We start from the raw sequence: 14,239 nt of genomic DNA, 5'->3' as shown, positions 1-14,239 counted from the left end.
TGTGAGACATGACCCCGCCCACCTCCCCGCCCCCGCCCGCCGGGTTCCTCGCCGAGGTCAAGGACGCCGTGACCGTCCGGGCCGCCCTGCTGCTCGTGGGGGTGCTGGCGCTCCAGCTCGCCTTCGTCACCTCGTACATCGGGGCCTTCCACCGGCCCGTGCCCAGCGAGATCCCGATCGCCGTGGCCGCCCCCGCCCGGCAGGTCGCCGAGCAGTCCGCGCAGCAGCTCGCCGAGCTGCCGGGGAAACCGCTCGACCCGCACGCGGTGAAGGACGAGGCGGCCGCGACGGCGGAGGTGAAGAACCGGGACGCGGACGGGGCGCTGGTCATCGACCCGGCCGGCCCGACCGACCGGCTGCTGGTGGCGAGCGGCGCCGGCGCCTCGCTCTCGCAGGCCCTCGAAGTGGTCGTCGGCCGCGTCGAGCAGGCCCGGGGCCGGACCGTCCGGGTCGTCGACGTGGCTCCGGCCGCCGCGGGCGACGCGCGCGGGCTGAGCGCCTTCTACCTCGTCATCGGCTGGTGCGTCGGCGGCTACCTGTGCGCCGCGATCCTCGCGATCAGCGCCGGAGCCCGGCCCGCCAACTCCCACCGCGCCTTCATCCGGCTCGGCGCGCTGCTGCTGTACGCGATCGCCGCCGGGCTGCTCGGCACGGTCATCGCGGGTCCGGTCCTGGGCGCGCTGCCCGGCGGCATCATGGCCTTGTGGGGGCTCGGCACCCTGGTCGTCTTCGCGGTCGGGGCGATCACCCTGGCCTTCCAGGGGGTGGCGGGCGTCGTCGGCATCGGCCTGGCGATCCTGCTGGTGGTGGTGTTCGGCAACCCGAGCGCGGGCGGCGCCTACCCGTACCCGCTGCTGCCGCCGTTCTGGAGGGCCATCGGCCCGGCCCTGCCACCGGGTGCGGGCACGTACGCCGCGCGCTCGATCACGTACTTCGGGGGCAACGCCGCGGCCGGGCCGATGCTGGTGCTGGCCGCCTGGGCGGTGCTCGGCTCGGCCGTCACCGTGGCCTGCGCGGTCTTCCGCAGGGGCCGCCCGGGGCCCGCCGTGGGCAGCGGGCTCCCGGAGGACCCGCCGTCCGGCGAGGGGGCCGCGGCTCGCTGAGCACCCGGGGCCCGACCGGGCCCGGCATGATCCGGAAGAGACGGCCTAGCCGGAAGACAGGGCCTAGCGGGCGGTGTGGACCACCTCGCCCGCGACCACCACCGTCTCGGCGACCGTGCCCGGGATCCGCTCCGGCGCCACGGCCAGGATGTCCCGGGACAGCACCACGAAGTCCGCCGCCTTGCCCACCGTCAGCGAACCCCGGTCCGCCTCCAGGAAGTTGGCGTACGCCGAACCCATCGTGTAGCCGTACACGGCCGTCGCCACGTCCACCGTCTCGGCCGGCTGCCACGGGTCTCCGCCGTCCAGCGGGCGGCGGGTGACCGCCGTGTAGATCCCGATCATCGGGTCCATCTCGGCCACGTTCCAGTCGCTGGAGAACGCCAGCACCGCCCCCGCCCCGGCCAGGCTCCGCATCGGCCACGCCTTGTGCCAGCGGCCCTCTCCCACGTTCTCCGCCCAGTCCTGGCCCGGCCCGGCGATCTCCGGCGCGCAGTGCCTCGGCTGCATGCAGGCCACCACGCCGAGCTCGGCGAAGCGCGGCACGTCCGCCGGGTCCAGGCATTCCACGTGCACCACCTGGTGGCGCGCGTCCCGCGGCCCGTTGACCGTACGGGCGTGCTCGACGGCGTCCAGGACCGTACGGATCCCCCGGTCACCCGTGGCGTGCACGAAGCACTGGAACCCGCGGGCGTCGAGCCGCGCCAGCAGCTCCGCGAACTCCTCCGCCGGGTAGAAGGTCTCGCCCCGGTGCGCCCCGCACCCGGTGTACGGCTCCAGCAGCGCGGCCGTGCGCGGCTCGACCACGTCGTCGATGTACAGCTTGAGCGGCCCGACCCGCAGCCGGTCCCCCGGGTACGTGCGGGCCGCCGCCGCGAACGCGTCGAGCTCCTCCTCGGTCGTGCCGCGCGGGTGGAACAGCGCCGCCACGATCCGCGAGCGCAGCCGGCCCTCGGCGCGGGCCCGCTCGTACAGCTCCAGGTCGTCCAGGGAGTTCTGCGGTTCCACGACCGTGGTGATGCCGAAGCCGATCGCGTCGTCCAGGCTCTTGGCGAGGCGCCCGTACTGCCGGTCCGGTGAGGCCCACGGCACGCCGAGCTCGCGCAGCGCCCGGTGGCCGTCCCGGGAGAGCCCCTTGATCGCGAAGTCCTTGACGAAGCCGGTGGGCTCGCCGGTCTCCGGGTCGACGGCCGCGGTGCCGAAGGGCAGGTCGGTACGGTCCTTCGCGACCCCGAGGCGGCGCATCGCGGCCGTGTTCAGCCAGGCCGTGTGCACGTCGTACGAGAGCACGATCGCCGGGACCTCCCCGGTGACCGGGTCGAGGTCGGCGGCGGTGGGCATCCGCCCGCCCGGGATCGCGGAGTAGTCGAAGGCCTCGGCCTCGATCCACCCGGCGTCCGGGTGGGCCTCCCGCCAGGCGCCGATCCGGTCGAGGATCGCCTCCAGGGTGCGCACCCCGGCGAGCTGTACGCAGGCGTCGTCGGAGCCGAGCCGGACGTGGTTGTGGGCGTCGACGAAGCCGGGCAGGACCAGCCGGCCGCACGCGTCGATCCGCTCGGTGTCCGGGCCCGCCCAGGCGCCGGCCTCCGCGTCCGGGCCGAGCCAGACGATCCGTCCGTCGGACACGGCCAGGGCTTCGGCCTCGGGCAGGTCCGGGTCGACGGTGTGGATCCGGGCTCCGGTGAGCAGCAGGTCGGCGGGGAACGGGTGCGGCATGGGTGGTGCTCCTGTGCAGAGGGGGAGGGCAGAGGTGACGGAGGGGGCGGAGGGGGCGGTACGAGGGGTCAGGCGGCGGGGGCGTACGCGGGGACGCGGCGGGCGGCGAGGGCCCAGTACGTGAGCGCGGAGACGGCCGAGCCGAGCAGGGTCAGGTCGGCGCCGCCGAGCGGGGCCACCAGCGGGCCGGTCCACAGCTCGGAATCGCAGGTCAGCGCGGCGAAGGCCATGCCGGCCAGCAGCGCGGCCATACCGGCGGGGGGGTAGCCGGCCCGGTACCAGTACGCGCCCGCGCTCCCGGCGTGCAGCGCGTCGGAGTCGTAGCGGCAGCGGCGCATCAGCATGTCGGCGAGGAAGACCCCGCCCCAGGGCGCGAACACGATGATCAGCAGGGAGAGGAAGGAGAGCAGCGAGGTGGTGAAGTCGGTCAGGAACAGCGCGGCGAGCGATCCGGCGGCGGTGACCGCGGCGCTGATCACGATGGCGCGGGCGCGGCTCCACGGGATGCCGAGGACCTGGAGGTTCAGGCTGGAGGAGTAGAGCGTGATGATCGAGTTGGTGACGGAGCCGCCGAGGACGAGGGCCAGGAACACCGGCTTGAACCAGCCCGGGAGCAGGCTCTCGGCTCCCGCGACGGCGTCGGTCATGTCGGTCTGCGTGGCGGCGGCCACCCCGGCGACGCCGAGGGCGACGGAGGAGACGAATCCGCCGAGCGCCCCCATCCAGGTGATCGACTTCAGCGAGGTGGTCCGGGGCAGGTAGCGGGTGTAGTCGGCGGGCATCGGCAGGTACGAGAAGGGCCCGGCCAGCATCACGACGAAGGCAAGGCTCCAGCCGGACAGGCCCGGGGCTCCGGCGCCGGCCGGGGCGCCGGTCTCGGCGCCGGGCAGGAGGAAGACGAGCAGCGCGCCGAAGCCGAGGGCGAGGACGTAGGCCATCCAGCGCTCGGCGAACTGCACGGTGGCGTGGCCCCACATCGCGACGGCGAAGGTGAGCGCGAGGGTGATCCCGAGCGCGAGGCCCCGTACAGCCGTGCCTTCGCCGAGGCCGACCTCGGCGAAGAACACCTCCAGGGCGAGCGTGCCGACCACGGTGTTGACGATGGTGTAGCCGATGCTCACCACCCAGTTCAGGACGCCGGCCGGGAAGTTCCCGCGGACCCCGAAGGCGGCCCGGGAGATGACGAGGGTGGCGGTGCCGGTGCGGATGCCGCTGAGCCCGGCGGCGCTGACCGCGAAGAAGGAGAGTCCGCTGATCACGACGACGGCGGTGGCCTGCCAGAAGGAGAGGCCGAAGGCCACGGCGAGGGCGCCGTTGATCACGTAGGTGAAGGTGAGGTTGGAGCCGAACCAGAGCCAGAAGAGGTCCTGGGCGCCACCGTGCCGTTCGGCGTCGGGGATGGGGTCGATGCCGTGGGTCTCGACCCGGAACACCTCGTCGACGTCGGCCGTCGTGTCCTGCGTCGCGTCCTGCTGCGTCATGCGCCGTACCCCTGACTGTGGACCCACTGAACCTTGAATGACGTTCTAAGTTCTTGAATGGCATTCAAGATGCGCCGCCGATCGGGACCGCGTCAAGACCCTGTCCGGGATAAGGTCGGGCCACGAAGATCGGGAAGGCGGCACGGGGTGGCGGGAGCGGCGGGAGCAGCCGGGTCGGCGGCCGGAGCGGGGTCGGCGGCGGGCGCAGCGGGGTCGGCGCGGCGGCGCGACGGGCGGATCGCCCAGGAGCGGATGCTGGAAGAGGCCATGGCGGCGATCGCCGAGGGCGGGCTGGCGGAACTCACCATGTCCGCGCTCGCCGAGCGTCTCGGCACCAGCGGCGGCCACATCCTCTACTACTTCGGCAGCAAGGACCGGCTGCTGCTGGCCGCCCTGCGCTGGAGCGAGGACCGACTCGCCGCGGAGCGCGCGCAGTTGCTGGCCCGCCGGGTCACCGCACACCGCAAGCTCGCGCTCTTCCTGGAGCTGTACCTGCCGCGCGGGCCGCGCGATCCGCGCTGGACCCTGTGGATCGAACTGTGGGCCCGCACCCCCGCCAACGAGGACCTGCGCGCCGCCCAGCAGGAGATCGACGACGGCTGGCAGCGGGACCTGGAGGCCCTGCTCACGAAGGGCGTGGACCAGGGCCGCTTCGCCGCCGCCCTGGACGTGCCGGCCCGCGCCTCGGAACTGCTCGCCCTGCTGGACGGACTGAGCACCCGGGTGGTGCTCGGACAGCGCGGCGCCGACCGGGCCGCGTCCCTGGAGCGGGCCCGCTCGGCGGCGGCCCTGCTCGTCCCGCACCTCTAGGGGGTGTCCGCACAGTCCCGCCCGGCCCGCACTACCGTGCGGACACCCCTAGGCCGGGGCGCGCGGAAGGCCCGCCCGGGACTTCCGCCGTGTTCCCCCGTCCTGCGGGGGCGGACCGTGCTTCCATCGCGAGACGGGACGCCACGGCGGGAGGGGACGGGAATGCGCATCGAGGTGGGTCTGGCCGACGGGCGAAGGCTGATCGCAGAGCAGTGGGGGGCTCCCGACGGCTCACCGGTCCTGCTGCACCACGGCATGCCGGGCAGCCGCCTGGGCGTCGCGCTCGACGACGCCGCCGAGCGGCATCCGCACGTCCGCTTCTTCTCCTACGACCGGCCCGGCTACGGGGAGTCCGACCGCGCGCCGGGGCGGCGGGTGGCCGACGCCGCCGCCGACTCCGCCGCCGTCGCGGACGCCCTGGGCATCGGCCGCTTCGCCGTCGTCGGCCGCTCCGGGGGCGGTCCGCACGCCCTCGCCTGCGCGGCCCTGCTCCCCGACCGGGTGACGGCGGCGGCCTGCCTGGTCGGCCTCGCGCCGCGCGACGGGACCGGGCTCGACTGGTACGCCGGCATGACCCCGTACAACGTGGACCACTACACCCTCGCGGACCACGACCCCGCGGCCCTGGAACGGCTCCTCACGCCCAGGGCGGCGCGGATCCGCCGCGATCCGGGGCGGCTGCTCGAAGACCTCCGCGCGGACCTCCCCGCCGCGGACCTCGCCGTCCTGGCCGATGCCCGGGTACGCCGCTCCATGCTGGACAACTTCCGCGAGGCGCTGCGGACCTCCGCGGACGGCTGGCTGGACGACTCGCTCGCGTTCTGCCGGCCCTGGGGATGCGACCCGCGGGCCATCACCTGCCCGGTCATGCTCTGGCACGGCGCCGAGGACGTGTTCTCACCGGTGGGCCATTTCCACTGGCTGGCGAAGAACATCGGGCACAGCGCGGCGGTGCTCAAACCCGGAGCAGGCCATTTCGCGGCCCAGTACGCCCTCTCCGAGGCTCTGGACTGGCTCCGGGGCTGAAAGGACCGAAAAAGCTGAAAGGGCTGAAAGGGCTGAAAGGGCTGAAAGGGCTGAAAGCCTCTGCCGGGGCCGTCTTGCGGCTCATGGGGCGCGCGGCGCGGTTCGCGGTACGGGCACGGGCCGTCCCGACCGGAGTTGCTCCACGGGCGCGGCCACCGGTTCCCGGGCTCCCTTGAGGCAGTCGATGACCCGCTCGTGCGTGTCCCCGACGCTGTCCGTCACCCGGATGCGCAGGTGGAACGCCCGCACCTCGTCGACGAACCGCTTCGAGAACACCCCCACCACTATGGTCTCGTACGTACCGGTCGCCACGAGCGGGAATCCCGCCCCGATGCTGGTGAGGCGGAAGTCGGCCGCGGGGCGCAGCCCGATCTCGCCCAGCCGCTCACCGGCCTGGCGCAGGCTCATCCACGCGTCCTCGGAAACCGGCCCGTCGAGTACCTCACCCTCCGGCACCACGAAGTAGTCCACGCGCTGCACCCCTGCGTTGTGCTGGCCGCCGTTGAAGACGCCCGTGCTCCAGGCCTTCGACTCGCCCGGCAGTTCCCCCGTCACGTAGTCGGAGCGCCACCCCAGCATGGGCCGGACCGTACGGGCGTACTGGGCGCGGGCCAGCACGGCTCCGGCCGCCACCGCCAGCAGGCTGGCCAGCGGTTCCTCGGGCATCAGCTGGAGCCGCCAGGGCCAGTGGGCGCGGGTCGCCTCGGACAGGTTGCCGCGGACGACCTCCCAGACGAGGACGGCGACGAGCAGGCACAGCAGCACCAGGGGCACGGTGAACAGCCAGGGATTGCGCCGGACGCGGCGCTGCGCATCGGAGACGGGCCCGCCCCGGCCGGAGGATGCATTGCTCATGCGTGCCGCCCCACTCCTCAACGCTCCTCAACAATGATCCCCCGCCCGGGAGTTGGGCGGGGGATCATTGTGCCGCAGGGCGGACGGGTCAGTACACGCTCACGCCGTAGGCGTTGAGGGCCTCGACGGCGGGCTGGAAGAAGGTGGTTCCGCCCGAGGTGCAGTCGCCGCTGCCCCCGGAGGTCAGGCCGATGGCGCGGCTGCCGGAGTAGAGCGGGCCGCCGCTGTCGCCGGGTTCGGCGCAGACGTTGGTGCGGATCATGCCGTAGACGATGTCGCCGCCGCCGTAGTTGACGGTGGCGTTGAGGCCGGTCACCGAGCCGCCGTGGGTGCCGGTGGTGGAGCCGCGCCGGGTGACGGACATCCCGACGGTGGCGTTGGCGGCGCTGGTGATGTCCTGGCTGCCGACGGTGCCGGGCGGGACCGGCGAACTGCTGGCGTACTTGATCAGGCCGTAGTCGTTGGTCGGGAAGCTGGAGCCGACGGTCGAGCCGACGGTGGTGGTGTGCGAGGAGTTCGTCCACCAGGTGCCGGCGCCGTCGGTGCAGTGCCCGGCGGTCAGCACGTAGTACGTGTTCCCGCTGCGCACGTTGAAGCCGAGCGAGCAGCGCCAGCCCGAGGTGTAGATGGCGTCGCCGCCGGAGATCAGCTTGCGCAGCTTGCCGGGGGTGCGCTCGATGCGCAGGGCCGCGGCGTCGGCCCCGGCCTCGGTACGGATCTTGGAGATGTCCGCGGCGGAGACCGTGGAGTCGGCGGTGACCACGAGGGTTCCGCTGGCGGGGTCGGTGTACCAGGCGGTGCCGGCGACGTCGGCACGCTGGACGGAAGCTCCGGCCGCGGCGAGCCGCGCCGCGCTGAAGCCGCTGTCCGCGCTCGCCGCGGTGGGGGCGGCGAGCCCGGCGACGGCCGCCAGGCCGGCGGCCACGGCGAGCAGCCGGGTACGGGTGATGCTCTTGATCCTCACTTCTCGTCCTCCCGGGAGGGATCGGGGGCCCGGCGGACAGTGGGGGGCGCCGGAGCCCGTGAGGCGCAGCCGGGGGTACGGCGGGCGCACAGGATTTCGTCGTGCCCCTGACAAGCCCCCGGAAGGCGCTGTCGGGAGTGTCTCGGCGTCAGATTCGGGCGGCAAGGGCATCTTTCAGCCTCCGCTCGCCCGCCGCGACCTCGAAGGGCAGGGTGTTCCCCGGTGGCGGGAACGGGCAGATGAAGTGATCCGCGAAGGCGCAGGGCGGCAGCACGGTCCGGTTGAAGTCGACGGTGATCGAGCCGTCCACGGGGTCCGGAACCCCGGGCCTCAGGAAGCGGAAGCGGTAGCTGGAGCTCCCCCCGGTGGCATCGCCGATCACGGCCCACAGGCTGCCGTCGTCCTCGTCCACGGCGACCTGGAGGGTGTGCCCGGCGCCCCGGTACGCGAAGCTCAGCTCGCCGCCGAGGCCGAGCCCGCGCGCCCGCCCGTCGGCGTTCGCCACCTGGACGGTCCGGTCCTCTCCGTACGGCCGGAAGCGCCCCGGCAGTACGAAGTCCGGGTCGTACGGGGTGGCCTCGATGCCGGCGAAGGCCCGGCGCGCCGCGGAGGCGGGGTCGAAGATCCGGACCGCCCACTCCCCCTCGCGCCGGATCACGGTGATCCGGAGGTCGTGGGCGGCGGTGACCCGGGAGCGCACGGGCGGGGCCTCGTCGGCGGCGAGGACGGCGTCCCCGGCGAAGGGCTCGCCGTCGAGGCTGAGGCCGTCCTCGGCGGCGGCGCTCAGCGCCACCCCGCCCTCGATGGCGCGCCAGCGCCCCGGAACGGCCGGAATTCGACCTTCCGGGTAGTCCGAGAGCCAGTGGGTGCCGATGAGGGACAAGGGGCCGTAGGGGGCGGACACGGTAGCCACCCGATGCTCGTGCCATTTCCGCCAGGCGGTCTTCGGATCGTCTGCGTCATCTGCGTCATCGCTCATGCCGCTCACCCCTTCCACACGGGCCCGGACGGGAATCTCCCTGTACGCCGTCCGGCCCCGTGCGCGTCTGACCGGGTCTCAGCAGTCGCAGCCGCAGCCGTCGCAACAGCACCCGTCACAGCTGCAGCAGTCGCAGCAGCCGCTGCAATCGGGGCAGCCGTTGCCGCAGTCGCAGGCCTCGCACCACGCGTCCCGCTTCTTGCGGGACCACGGGCCCTCGTGGTCCGTGCAGCACAGCTGGCAGGTGCAGAACAGCCCGATCGCGACCGCGCAGCCGGCGAGCAGTCCGCGGCGCGGCTTCTGCGGGGGCAGCCCGCCGCCGGGGCCCACGGGCGGCCCGGGTATCCACGGACCGCCGGGCCCGCCCGCGCCGCCGCCGTACGGATTCCCGCCCTGGCCGCCGTACGGACCGCTGCCGTGCGGAGCGCTGCCGAACTGGCCTCCGCCGTACGGACCGCCGCCGTACGGGCCCGCCTGGCCCGGGCCGTGGCCCTGCGGCGGCGCCCCGTGGCCGCCCTGCCCCGCGGCGTTCATGCCCGCGAGCCCGCCCGTGTGCGCGCAGCCGGTGACCCCGAAGGCCCGGTCCACCGAGCTCTTCAGCTCGTGCACGAGCAGCCGGTGGGCCAGCCCGGCGTCCGCGAACTCGACCTCGCGCAGCGCCAGCCTGATGCCGTGCAGGGCGTCGTCGGCCAGCCTCCGGGCCTCGGCGAGCGGGGTCCCGGTGGCCGTCAGCGGGTTCCAGGCACCCGCGGCGGCGTCCGCGGCCTGGTCCTCGACGGCGTCCAGCAGGTGCGCGAGGCGCCCGAAGTAGCGGCCCGCCTCGGCGAGCGCGGGGGCGTTGCCTGGCCGTCCGGCCAGCTGCGCGGTATGGGCGAAGGCGGCGGCGGTCGCGGTCTCCGTCGGCTCGGTCACCACGAGCACCGGCGTGCCGGGCCCGGCCAGCGTCTCGATGCCCTCCTGCCGGTCCACGGCGTCGACGAGGACGGCCGTGTCGAAGCCGAGCGAGGCCCCGGTGCGGGCTCCGGCCCGGTCCCAGCCGCGGGCCACCCTGCGCGCGGCGGCGGCGATCGGCGCGCGGGCCAACAGCCCGTCCCGGTCCGCCACGTGGTCCCGTACCTTCGCCGAGGCGAGGACGAGCGAGACGGCGGCCGCGAGCCGCGCGCCCTCCCCCTTGGCCACCGCAGCGGTCCGCATCCCGCGCAGCGGGCAGGGGCCCGCGGTGCGCCGGGAGCCGGGCGCCGGTCCGGACTGAGCCTCCGTCAGAACGGAGACGAGCAGCCCGTCGTAGTTGGTCACGATCCGGGCGAACTGTCCGTGGTCCGCGCGAAGTGCCAGGCACAGCCCGCAGAGATGGGCCATCCACTCGGTCTTGAAGCGCTCCCCCAGCCGGTGCGTGCAGGGTCTGACGATGCCGAACAAAACGGTCCCCCGTGTGTCATACGCGTGCGTGATGCGCATCGTATCGAGCCGGATCGTTCACCCGTACGTCCGCGTCGGTCACCCACACGGCGGCAGCGGTCGTATTTTCACTCAGTCAGCAGTGGTACCCGCCAGGAAGCTTGACGGTGCAACGGATGTTCTGCACCAGTACCGTCACGAAACCCCTGCGCGGCGGCTATCCACTTGGCGCGTTGTCAGCATCATGGACGACCATAGGGGCAGCGGAGAGAAGACAACCGACCGCGGTGAAAGGAGGCGTCCATGGGTTCGGTACGCAAGGCGAGTGCCTGGTTGGGTCTCGTGGAGGACAACGACGACGAGCGTTACTACGACGACGACTACGCGGAGGCCGCACAGGGCTCCGTCTCGGGCCCCGGCGACCAGTGGGTCACCGACCCCCGGGTCAAGGTCGCGTCGGAGTCGGCCGTAGAGCAGGGCCGGCGGATCGCGACGGTCACCCCGGACGGCTTCCGAGACGCGCGTGGCATCGGCGAGCTGTTCCGCGAGGGCGTCCCGGTCATCGTGAACCTGTCGTCCATGGACCCGGCCGACGCCAAGCGCGTGGTCGACTTCGCGGCCGGCCTGACCTTCGGCCTGCGCGGTTCGATCGAGCGGGTGGCGACCAGGGTCTTCCTGCTGACCCCGGCCGACACCCAGATCGTGAGCGGCGAGCCCGCCGGCCGCTCGCGCGACTTCTTCAACCAGAGCTGAGCAGGGCCCTCACCGGAAGGCGTCGAGCCCGGTGAGCGCCTTGCCCAGCACCAACTGGTGCATCTCGACGGTGCCCTCGTAGGTGAGCACCGACTCGAGGTTCGTGGCGTGCCGCATGACGGGGTATTCGAGCGAGATCCCGTTGGCCCCGAGGATGGTCCGCGCGGTGCGGCAGATGTCGATGGCCTCGCGGACGTTGTTGAGCTTGCCGAAACTGATCTGCTCCGGCCGCAGGGTGCCCGCGTCCATCCGCCGGCCCAGGTGGTGGGCGAGCAGGATGCCCTTGTGGAGTTCCAGCGCCATGTCGGCGAGCTTCGCCTGGGTGAGCTGGAAGCCGCCGATGGGCTTGCCGAACTGCTCCCGCGTCTTCGCGTAGTCGAGCGCGGCCTCGAAGCTGGCGCGCGCCGCGCCCATGGCCCCCCAGATGATCCCGTACCGCGCGTGGCTGAGACAGCCCAGCGGCCCCTTGAGCCCGGTGACCCCGGGAAGCACCGCGTCCGCGGGCAGCCGTACGTCGTCCATGACCAGCTCGCTGGTCACGGAGGCCCGGAGCGACCACTTGTGCTTGATCTCGGGCGCGGAGAACCCGGCCGAGTCGGTGGGGACCGCGAAGCCGCGGATCCCCTCGTCGGTCTGCGCCCACACCACGGCCACGGCCGCGACGCTGCCGTTGGTGATCCACATCTTGCGGCCGTTCAGCACCCAGTCGGTGCCGTCGCGCTTGGCGTACGTGCGCATGGCGGCCGGGTCGGAGCCGATGTCGGGCTCGGTCAGCCCGAAGCAGCCGATCAGCTCGCCGGCGGCCATGCCGGGGAGCCAGCGCTGCTTCTGCTCCTCGGAGCCGTACTTCCAGATCGCGTACATGGCGAGCGAGCCCTGTACCGACACGAGGGACCGGATCCCGGAGTCGGCGGCTTCCAGTTCGAGGCAGGCGAGCCCGTACTGCACGGCGGAGGCGCCGGCGCAGCCGTACCCCTCCAGCGACATCCCGAGTGCCCCGAGCGCGCCGAGCTCTCGCGCCAGCTCCCGGATCCCGGGCAGCTCACCGCTCTCGTACCATCCGGCGATGTGCGGCAGCACCCGCTCGGCGGCCCAGTCGCGCACGGTGTCGCGGATGGCGAGGTCCTCGGGCGCGAGGAGCTCGTCGATCCCGAGCGGATCGGTGGGTACGAAGGGCACGGCGCCTCCTGATGCGGACCTGCGGTTCGAAACCTAGCGGTGCAAGTTTGTCCTCGCGGTCGCCCGCGGTCCACCCCCCACTGCCCGCGCCGCCGTCAGGCCGGGCGGGCGGCCGGGTCGCGGTCCGGCGCCGACGCCTGCACCGGCGCCGCGGCCGGGATGCGCGCGGCCTCGGGGCCCGCCTGGGCGGGAAGGTGGACAGGCTCCGCTTCGGGGTCCGACGCGAGGTCCGGGCACTCCATCACCCGCGGCAGCTTCAGCGCCATCACGGCCCCCGCCAGCAACAGCCCGGCGCTGACGACCAGGGTCACGTGCAGCCCGTGCACGAACGAATGCCGCGCCGCCGCGTACAGCGACTGCCCCGCCGCGCCCCCGAGCGCCCCCGCGATCTGGTACGCCTCGCCCAGGGAGTTCGCGGCCCCCGCCGCATCCGACGCCGACACCCCCGGCACGTGCGTCAGCCCCGGCGCGTAGGCCGCGTTCATGACACTGCCGAGCAGCGCGATGCCCATCCCCGCGCCCAGCTGGTACGAGGTCTCGCCTATGGAGGCCGCCCCGCCGGCCGTGGCCGCCGGTGCCTCGCTCAGCATCGACTCGTACGCCGCGAACAGCGTGGTCTGGAGCCCGAAGCCGAGCAGGATGAACCCGACCGTGAGCAGCACCGGCCGGTCGTGCTGCCCCATGAACGTGAGCAGCAGCACGGCGAACGCCGTCAGTACGAAGCCCAGCGACACCATCGTCCGCGGCCCGATCCGGGCCAGCGTGTACGACCCGGTGGCGCCGGCCGCCATGGCCGCGAAGGTCAGCGGCAGCAGCCGCAGCCCGGTCTCCAGCGGGCTGAGGTGCAGCACCAGCTGCAGGTACTGGACCGCGATCAGTTCCAGCCCGACCAGCGCCAGCATGGCGAGCACGATGCATCCGACGGAGGTCGAGAAGGCGGCGCGGGAGAACATCCGCATGTCGATCAGCGGGTGCGTGCGCCGCTTCTGCCGCCGTACGAAGAAGATCAGCAGCGCCGCGCCGAGCAGCAGCGGCACCAGCGCCTCGGCGTCGAGGAGCCGGCGCTCCGCGCCGATCCGCTTGACCCCGAGGACGAAGCCGAGCACGCCGGCGGCGGCCATGAGCGCGCCGACCACGTCCCACGGCCCGTCGGCGGCGCCGCGCGACTCCGGCAGCAGCCAGCGCCCGAGCGGCAGTATCAGAGCCATGAGCGGGATGTTGATGAGGAAGACCGAGCCCCACCAGAAGTGCTGGACGAGGAACCCGCCGAGGACCGGTCCGCTGGCCGCGCCGATGGCGGCGACGGCGGTCCAGATGCCGATGGCGAGGGCCCGCTCGCGCCGGTCGGGGAAGACCTGCCGCAGGATCGACAGGGTGGCGGGCATGATCATGGCGCCGCCGACGCCGAGCAGCGCGCGGGCGGCGATCAGCACCTGGGCGTTGTCGGCCAGGGCGGCCAGCGCCGAGGCCGCGCCGAAGAGCCCGTAGCCGAGGAGGAGTATCCGGCGGCGGCCGACCCGGTCGCCGAGGGTGCCGAAGAGGATCAGGAGGGCGGCGCAGACCAGGGGGTAGGCGTCGACGATCCACAGGAGCTCGACCGAACCGGGGCGCAGGTCCTCGGTGACGGAGGGGACGGCGACGTGCAGGATCGTCGCGTCGAGCGCGACGAGGACCAGGCTGACGCACAGGACCGCGAGGACGAGCCAGCGGTTGGTCCCGCCGGAGGCGGCGCGCAGCCGCAGCCGGAAGGCGGCCGCGTTCGTCCCCGACATGCATGTACCTCCCAGATGATCGCTCGCACTCGGCGGACCAGCGTCTGCGGAGCCGCGGCGTTGGTGCACCGTGCGGCGTCCTACGGGGTCCGGCATCGACACGCGAGTGAAGCGTCAGCGTACGCGAGTTCGTCTGTCCGACACGTGGCCAAGCTCTCACCGCGGCGGCGACCGCGGTGTGGTGTGTGCCACTCGCCCCACCC

Annotated in this window: 12 protein-coding genes; 4 read left to right on the top strand and 8 right to left on the bottom strand. The window is 73.5% G+C overall.

All coding sequences use genetic code 11. From position 1 onward, the window contains the following. Positions 1-8: 8 nt before the first annotated feature. Positions 9-1,103 (top strand): hypothetical protein, encoded by a 1,095-nt coding sequence (locus ADK52_RS21875; RefSeq protein ID WP_053691537.1) that lies wholly within the window; start codon positions 9-11, stop codon positions 1,101-1,103. A gap of 63 nt (positions 1,104-1,166) precedes the next feature. Here the strand turns inward: ADK52_RS21875 and ADK52_RS21870 are convergent, their stop codons facing one another. Beyond that, positions 1,167-2,819, bottom strand: coding sequence for an amidohydrolase (locus ADK52_RS21870; RefSeq protein ID WP_053691536.1), 1,653 nt, complete (start codon positions 2,817-2,819; stop codon positions 1,167-1,169). Between the two features lie 68 nt (positions 2,820-2,887). After that, the gene (locus tag ADK52_RS21865) at positions 2,888-4,300 is read right to left on the bottom strand and encodes a purine-cytosine permease family protein (RefSeq protein WP_053691535.1); all 1,413 of its coding nucleotides are present in this window, start codon (positions 4,298-4,300) and stop codon (positions 2,888-2,890) included. A gap of 252 nt (positions 4,301-4,552) precedes the next feature. On the opposite strand from ADK52_RS21865, the gene ADK52_RS21860 reads away from it, so the two are divergent. Both ADK52_RS21860 and ADK52_RS21855 read left to right on the top strand, forming a co-directional pair. After that, a complete protein-coding gene (locus ADK52_RS21860) occupies positions 4,553-5,110 on the top strand; it encodes a TetR/AcrR family transcriptional regulator (RefSeq protein WP_053691534.1) in 558 nt (185 codons plus the stop codon). 162 nt (positions 5,111-5,272) lie between these two features. Further along, complete coding sequence (locus tag ADK52_RS21855) at positions 5,273-6,136, top strand: alpha/beta fold hydrolase (RefSeq protein WP_053691533.1); 864 nt, start codon at positions 5,273-5,275, stop codon at positions 6,134-6,136. Positions 6,137-6,217: 81 nt separating this feature from the next. Here the strand turns inward: ADK52_RS21855 and ADK52_RS21850 are convergent, their stop codons facing one another. The 4 genes from ADK52_RS21850 to ADK52_RS21835 all read right to left on the bottom strand — a co-directional run bounded on the left by ADK52_RS21850 (position 6,218) and on the right by ADK52_RS21835 (position 10,353). After that, on the bottom strand, positions 6,218-6,991 hold the full coding sequence (locus tag ADK52_RS21850) for a hypothetical protein (protein ID WP_053691532.1): 774 nt from the start codon (positions 6,989-6,991) through the stop codon (positions 6,218-6,220). A gap of 88 nt (positions 6,992-7,079) precedes the next feature. After that, the gene (locus tag ADK52_RS21845) at positions 7,080-7,955 is read right to left on the bottom strand and encodes a S1 family peptidase (RefSeq protein WP_053691531.1); all 876 of its coding nucleotides are present in this window, start codon (positions 7,953-7,955) and stop codon (positions 7,080-7,082) included. Positions 7,956-8,103: 148 nt separating this feature from the next. Beyond that, the gene (locus tag ADK52_RS21840; RefSeq protein WP_053691530.1) at positions 8,104-8,934 is read right to left on the bottom strand and encodes a DUF1684 domain-containing protein; all 831 of its coding nucleotides are present in this window, start codon (positions 8,932-8,934) and stop codon (positions 8,104-8,106) included. A gap of 78 nt (positions 8,935-9,012) precedes the next feature. Then, entirely contained in the window at positions 9,013-10,353 is a 1,341-nt protein-coding gene (locus ADK52_RS21835) for a DUF5685 family protein (protein WP_053691529.1), read from the bottom strand. Positions 10,354-10,635: 282 nt separating this feature from the next. On the opposite strand from ADK52_RS21835, the gene ADK52_RS21830 reads away from it, so the two are divergent. Continuing rightward, positions 10,636-11,085, top strand: a complete 450-nt coding sequence (locus tag ADK52_RS21830; protein WP_053691528.1) for a cell division protein SepF — start codon at positions 10,636-10,638, stop codon at positions 11,083-11,085. Positions 11,086-11,094: 9 nt separating this feature from the next. On the opposite strand, the gene ADK52_RS21825 is transcribed toward ADK52_RS21830, so the two are convergent. Beyond that, positions 11,095-12,264, bottom strand: coding sequence for an acyl-CoA dehydrogenase family protein (locus ADK52_RS21825; protein ID WP_053691527.1), 1,170 nt, complete (start codon positions 12,262-12,264; stop codon positions 11,095-11,097). Between the two features lie 95 nt (positions 12,265-12,359). After that, on the bottom strand, positions 12,360-14,036 hold the full coding sequence (locus ADK52_RS21820; RefSeq protein WP_053691526.1) for an MFS transporter: 1,677 nt from the start codon (positions 14,034-14,036) through the stop codon (positions 12,360-12,362). Positions 14,037-14,239 lie beyond the last annotated feature (203 nt).

The organism is Streptomyces sp. WM6372, assembly GCF_001279655.1.
Taxonomy (GTDB): domain Bacteria; phylum Actinomycetota; class Actinomycetes; order Streptomycetales; family Streptomycetaceae; genus Streptomyces.
Note: the sequence above shows the minus strand (reverse complement) of the source record. Positions and strands in the feature narration are given on the sequence as shown.

Bases quoted from the DNA above. Each gene is read 5' to 3' on its own strand.
- ADK52_RS21875 (WP_053691537.1), top strand. From the start codon at position 9: ATGACCCCGCCCACCTCCCCGCCCCCGCCCGCCGGGTTCCTCGCCGAG.
- ADK52_RS21870 (WP_053691536.1), bottom strand. From the start codon at position 2,819: ATGCCGCACCCGTTCCCCGCCGACCTGCTGCTCACCGGAGCCCGGATC.
- ADK52_RS21865 (WP_053691535.1), bottom strand. From the start codon at position 4,300: ATGACGCAGCAGGACGCGACGCAGGACACGACGGCCGACGTCGACGAG.
- ADK52_RS21860 (WP_053691534.1), top strand. From the start codon at position 4,553: ATGCTGGAAGAGGCCATGGCGGCGATCGCCGAGGGCGGGCTGGCGGAA.
- ADK52_RS21855 (WP_053691533.1), top strand. From the start codon at position 5,273: ATGCGCATCGAGGTGGGTCTGGCCGACGGGCGAAGGCTGATCGCAGAG.
- ADK52_RS21850 (WP_053691532.1), bottom strand. From the start codon at position 6,991: ATGAGCAATGCATCCTCCGGCCGGGGCGGGCCCGTCTCCGATGCGCAG.
- ADK52_RS21840 (WP_053691530.1), bottom strand. From the start codon at position 8,934: ATGAGCGATGACGCAGATGACGCAGACGATCCGAAGACCGCCTGGCGG.
- ADK52_RS21830 (WP_053691528.1), top strand. From the start codon at position 10,636: ATGGGTTCGGTACGCAAGGCGAGTGCCTGGTTGGGTCTCGTGGAGGAC.
- ADK52_RS21820 (WP_053691526.1), bottom strand. From the start codon at position 14,036: ATGTCGGGGACGAACGCGGCCGCCTTCCGGCTGCGGCTGCGCGCCGCC.